Consider the following 5,305-nt stretch of genomic DNA (forward strand, 5'->3'; position numbering starts at 1 on the left):
TACATCCATTTTTACAATTTCGAGCGTTTCCAAATGAAATACCAACTGACGCCTTCCGAAAAACGGCGTCAGTCGGCTTAATTCAAAGATATTCTACGACCGGCTTTTCTCTTTTGTGTCTATCTCCGCTGGGGCGGTTCAAGAAGGCAGCTTCTTTTATTTGGTCTGATAGGTTACAAAAAGGGGAAACATCCTGGGTTGCATGCAGAATACGGGTCAGAAGGATATTTCTTTGGATTACAGGTTCCCGGTGCATATGGCCGGCAATATGGAGAACACTTGGGATTGCATTTAGGGTTACAACCAGGCTGACAATGCGGACGGCAATAAGGGTTACAGTTAGGCTGACAATGGGGATTACATCCCGGATTGCAGTTCGGACGGCAGTTGTTTGGACGGCACCGGGGGCGGCAGTTATCAGGCCCGCATGGACGATAATCAGCCATATCGTAGTTATTGTATTCATAATCGTAATAGGATTTATCCCAGTCTATGATCTCCGGTTTATCCCAGTCGAAGGCTCGAAAATACTTTCTTCTATCCATGTACTCACTCCTCGATGGCGATGTCGAACTCGCACCAATACATAATATGCAGATAGGAAAGTAGAGGTGAGCCTTTTATTTAGGCGTGCATCTAGGGCTTACTTCGTATAATAAATTGGCATAAGTAGACACTAAAAAGGGTTGTCTTGTGTTGGTATAGAAAGTAGCTAATTAAAAAAAATCATAGAATGCCTATGATTTTTTGTTTTATGTAAAAGAAAAAATTAGGATACAAAAAGATAAGGAGAAAGGAGAAAAGGTGATACGATGATCAAGGGAAAGGCAATAATCGAAACAGGATGGAACTTAGATAACAGTTATGCCCGTCTGCCAGAATCGCTTTTTAGCAGCCTCAAGCCAACCCCTGTACGCTCACCAAATTTGATCATTCTTAATGATCCCTTGGCAACATCCCTGGGGCTGAATGTTCAGGAGCTGAAGAGCAAAGATGGCGTAGCGGTGCTTGCCGGCAACCGGATTCCTGTAGGCGCTTTGCCGCTTGCTCAAGCTTATGCGGGGCATCAATTTGGGCATTTTACGATGTTAGGGGACGGTCGGGCTCTGCTCATTGGCGAGCAGATCACTCCCCTAGGTGAACGGTTTGATATTCAGCTCAAGGGTTCAGGTAAAACGCCATACTCACGCCGGGGTGATGGTCGAGCGGCACTTGGACCGATGCTGCGCGAATACATCATCAGCGAGGCTATGCATGCGCTTGGTATTGCCACCACCCGCAGCCTAGCGGTGGTAATAACCGGTGAGTCAGTAAACCGTGAAACCGACCAGCCTGGTGCAATTCTGACCCGCGTGGCTGCCAGTCATCTGCGCGTCGGCACTTTTCAATACGTTTCAGAATGGGGCACTATTGAGGATCTCCGGGTCCTGGCTGACTATACACTAAAGCGCCATTTTCCAGATGTTGAAGCTGATGAGAGTCGATATCTTTCGCTACTTCAGGAAGTGATCAAGCGTCAGGCTGTACTGATTGCCAACTGGCAACTGGTTGGCTTTATCCACGGGGTAATGAACACCGACAACATGACCCTTAGTGGAGAAACCATTGATTATGGTCCTTGCGCCTTTATGGATGCCTATGACCCGGCAACGGTATTCAGTTCCATTGACATTCAAGGCCGCTATGCCTATGGCAATCAGCCGCATATTGCCGGGTGGAATCTCGCGCGATTTGCTGAGACCCTATTGCCGCTGCTGCATGTCGATCAGGCGCAGGCTATCAAACTCGCTCAGGATGCGATTTCAGATTTTACTGAGTTATATCACTGTAATTGGCTTGCGGGAATGAGAGCAAAACTGGGGATATTTAACAAGGAGGCACAGGATGAATCCCTTATAGAAGGCCTCCTCAGTATGATGCAGAAGTATCGTGCGGACTATACCAATACCTTCCGCGCATTAACTTTTGATAAGCCGGAGGATACGGTCCTGTTTGGCACCACAGAATTTGCTCAGTGGTATGAGCTGTGGCAGGCGAGATTAGGCAGGCAGCAGGATCCGAAAGCCTCCTCGCATCAGTTGATGCGGAACTGCAATCCTGCGATAATCCCTCGCAACCACCGGGTAGAAGCCGTACTAGAAGCCGCAGTGAAACAAGGAGACTACAGCATGATGGATCGGCTCCTTGAGGTTCTTTCAACCCCCTACGCGCACTCCCCCGAACAAGCCGATTACTCAACACTGCCTGAGCCATCAACCTGTCCTTACCGAACCTTTTGCGGTACCTGATATAGAAGCATTGATGAAGTGTTCCAATAGTTTATAATTATGGCCACTTATTTGTGGCATGTAAAAGGCCTCAACTCTTGCGAAATGCAGGAATTGAGGCCTTTGGCTATTCGTAAGTTATTGACAAGGGTAATTAGTTTAATCAATGAAATCTTCTTGCTTTGGAAGATTATAATACTTTCTCGGGGATAATCCATACATCTTTTTGAACGCACGGGTAAAATTGGCGTAGTCATGAAAACCGCTTTCCATACATGCAGTAATAACTGATTGTCCTGCGCGAAGAAATTGATTGGCGGCAATCAACCTTTTTTGCAGCACATACTGATGGATGCTATAACCGGTATGCTGTTTGAACTTGCGCATGAGATAGTATTTACTGAGAAAAAAGACAGATGCCAGTTTTTCAATCGATAAATCCTCAGTAATATTGGTATCAATGTATTGCAATATCTTATTGATAGTCTCGTCATATTCAATATCAATGTCAGCGGGAATTATGCCATTTTTCATTTCTAAAGTCATTCTGTTTAAGTAAACAATGAATTGTAATAACAACGAATCTCGCAGCAACTCATCGCCAAAGTTCCGGTCTTGGCAGGTGTCGTTAATTTGGGACAGAAGCGATTGGACAATGATCCGTATTTTCGGTGTCATTCGTAACAAATTGAATTTACGTTGGTAGGCTAATTCAAAGCAAGCCAATAAATTAGACTTCGTATCGCTATGCTTTTGCAGAAAGGACGGTCTGAGCCATATAATCATTCGCTTGTAAGGGGATGTTATGTCAATGACCGGCTTATGAACGGTATCGCGGTTAATCAACAGGATGTCCCATGGTTTTAGCTTGTATGCTGTCCCTTCAATATAATAGGTTACTTTACCAGAAATGAATACGACAACTTTGCTAAAGTCATGATGATGAGAATCAATTTTTATTTCTTTGTTATCGTGTAAGTTGAAAAAACTAAAGTCGTTATTAAGATAGCCTCGTTTGTTATTTACAAGTTTTGTATCTTTATCCATAGTATTTTGTTATTCGCTATAGCAGCTTTTGCAACCTTTTTTCCATATTATGCAATGTTTAGATGAAAGCCATCTAATATAATTGGGTTATAGGGAATTCAAAAAGGATATGCAGTTATTACACGGAGGGGAGAAAAAGAATGTTGGCGATATCATCCATGAGTTCCTCTGATTTGGGGGAGCTTGCCGCACTATACGAAGAACTTACCGGGAGAAAAACGAATATGGTTCTTATGGAAAGCCTGTTTAAAAAAATAACGGATAATACAGATTATATTTTAATCGGAGCCAGGGATAAAGAGCAACGTTTGGTAGGCTCGGTAATGGGAATTGTTTGCGCGGATATTGTCGGGGAATGCCAGCCATTTCTAGTGCTTGAAAACGTCATTGTAAGCGAAAAATGCCGAAGACAGGGTATAGGTAGAAAACTGATTCAATATATTGAGAACTGTGCGCGAGAGCGTAATTGCTATTATATTATGCTGGTATCCTTGATCAAGCGAAAGGAAGCCCATGAGTTTTATGAAGCGAATGGCTATAAGTCGGGAGTTGTTCAGGGATATAAAAAATATTTGTAAATCATTATTAGAAACCAAGGAGGTAACTTAAATGGAGTTTCATTTTTACAAATATCATGCCTTAGGTAACGATTATATTGTCATTGATCCAAACAAGACTAAAGTTAACTTATCAGAGGAAAACATTCGGCTGATTTGCCACCGTAATTTCGGTATTGGCTCGGACGGTATTTTGTACGGCCCTTTTTTTCATGATAATTCAATTCACTTAAGAATACTAAATCCGGACGGAAGCGAGGCTGAGAAAAGTGGTAACGGGATCAGGATGTTTTCCCGCTACCTTGTTGATGCCGGGTATATTACCAGCAAAGAGTTCTGTTTGGGGACTTTAGGCGGTAAAGTTCATGTGGAGTTCCTAGACGGCAAAGGCAGTCAAATTCGGGTGGATATGGGGCCAGTAACGTTTCAAAGTCAACAGATTCCAGTAGCCGGACCGGCTCGGGAAGTGTTGAATGAAGAGTTGGTGATTAATAACCGCAGGATAAACATTACGTGCTTATCAATTGGTAATCCCCACTGCGTGGTTTTTTGTGACGAAATTTCACGGGAAACAGCCGTTGAGTTAGGAGCTGCTATAGAACACCACGCCGATTTTCCTAAAAGAATTAATGTACAGTTCTTAAAGGTATTAGATCGAAACAACATTCAAATTGAGATATGGGAACGGGGCGCGGGATATACGTTATCTTCGGGCAGCAGTAGCTGTGCTGCTGCCAGTGCCGCTTACAAAATGGGATTGGTTGACAATAAGATAAACGTACATATGCCAGGTGGAACGATTAGGATAGATATTCAAAAAGACGGACAGGTCTTCATGACAGGTTCTGTTACTCAAGTGGCCAAAGGCTTGTTATCTGAGGATTTATGGGAGCAAATCATTAAATAGAAAATGCAAAAACCAATGGTGCCGTCATTAAGTCCACCTTTTTGATAATACTGATGGGTACTCCCTTGGTTAGTTGGCTATTAAAGCTCTGGGCAATCTGTCAATAACCATCATCAAACTGACTTTCACTTCTAGCATGCTAATACTTTTAGGATAGGTAATAGATTCCTATTAAAGTGCCTCTGGGAATTCGGGGTGATTCTGATTCACGCATTAAATAGACATTGATCAAATTATTGAATAATGTCACAAAGGCCATGATTTCGCAGAATTGCGTAAACATGGTTTTTTGTTGCTGTCCAGAAAGAAAGTATAACTTTCCCTGGATAAGGGCAACATCGGCTTCCGCTTTCGCCAAAGGCTCGGCGCAAGCCGTGTTTTCTTTAAATGTATCAGAATTTATAAGTTTAGAGAGGCTACGGCAGGAGAAATGGCGCGGGTTTGCGGAAATACGGAGGCATGAAGAAGAACATCTTATGGCAGATCTTTTTTGATGCAAAACAGAATTGGAAGCGGTTCGTCGAGAA

6 protein-coding genes are annotated in these 5,305 nt (G+C 43.1%); 3 read left to right on the forward strand and 3 right to left on the reverse strand.

The features are described from left to right. Positions 1-82: 82 nt before the first annotated feature. Positions 83-466: a hypothetical protein gene (locus tag VN447_RS07400; RefSeq protein ID WP_325524345.1), complete on the reverse strand. Its 384-nt coding sequence runs from the start codon at positions 464-466 to the stop codon at positions 83-85. Positions 467-812: 346 nt separating this feature from the next. Here VN447_RS07400 and VN447_RS07405 point away from each other — a divergent pair, with 346 nt between their 5' ends. Beyond that, on the forward strand, positions 813-2,288 hold the full coding sequence (locus tag VN447_RS07405) for a protein adenylyltransferase SelO (protein WP_325524346.1): 1,476 nt from the start codon (positions 813-815) through the stop codon (positions 2,286-2,288). Positions 2,289-2,426: 138 nt separating this feature from the next. Here the strand turns inward: VN447_RS07405 and VN447_RS07410 are convergent, their stop codons facing one another. Then, on the reverse strand, positions 2,427-3,314 hold the full coding sequence (locus VN447_RS07410) for an AraC family transcriptional regulator (protein ID WP_325524348.1): 888 nt from the start codon (positions 3,312-3,314) through the stop codon (positions 2,427-2,429). Between the two features lie 140 nt (positions 3,315-3,454). On the opposite strand from VN447_RS07410, the gene VN447_RS07415 reads away from it, so the two are divergent. Next, positions 3,455-3,892 (forward strand): GNAT family N-acetyltransferase, encoded by a 438-nt coding sequence (locus VN447_RS07415; protein ID WP_325524349.1) that lies wholly within the window; start codon positions 3,455-3,457, stop codon positions 3,890-3,892. Positions 3,893-3,923: 31 nt separating this feature from the next. Then, positions 3,924-4,778, forward strand: coding sequence for a diaminopimelate epimerase (gene dapF / locus VN447_RS07420; protein WP_325524350.1), 855 nt, complete (start codon positions 3,924-3,926; stop codon positions 4,776-4,778). Between the two features lie 148 nt (positions 4,779-4,926). Here dapF and VN447_RS07425 read toward each other — a convergent pair. Next, positions 4,927-5,305, reverse strand: a 379-nt coding sequence (locus VN447_RS07425; protein ID WP_325524352.1) for a hypothetical protein, incomplete at its 5' end; no start/stop codon positions are given.

Source organism: Sporomusa sp. (genome assembly GCF_035561155.1).
In the GTDB taxonomy this organism is placed as follows: domain Bacteria; phylum Bacillota; class Negativicutes; order Sporomusales; family Sporomusaceae; genus Sporomusa.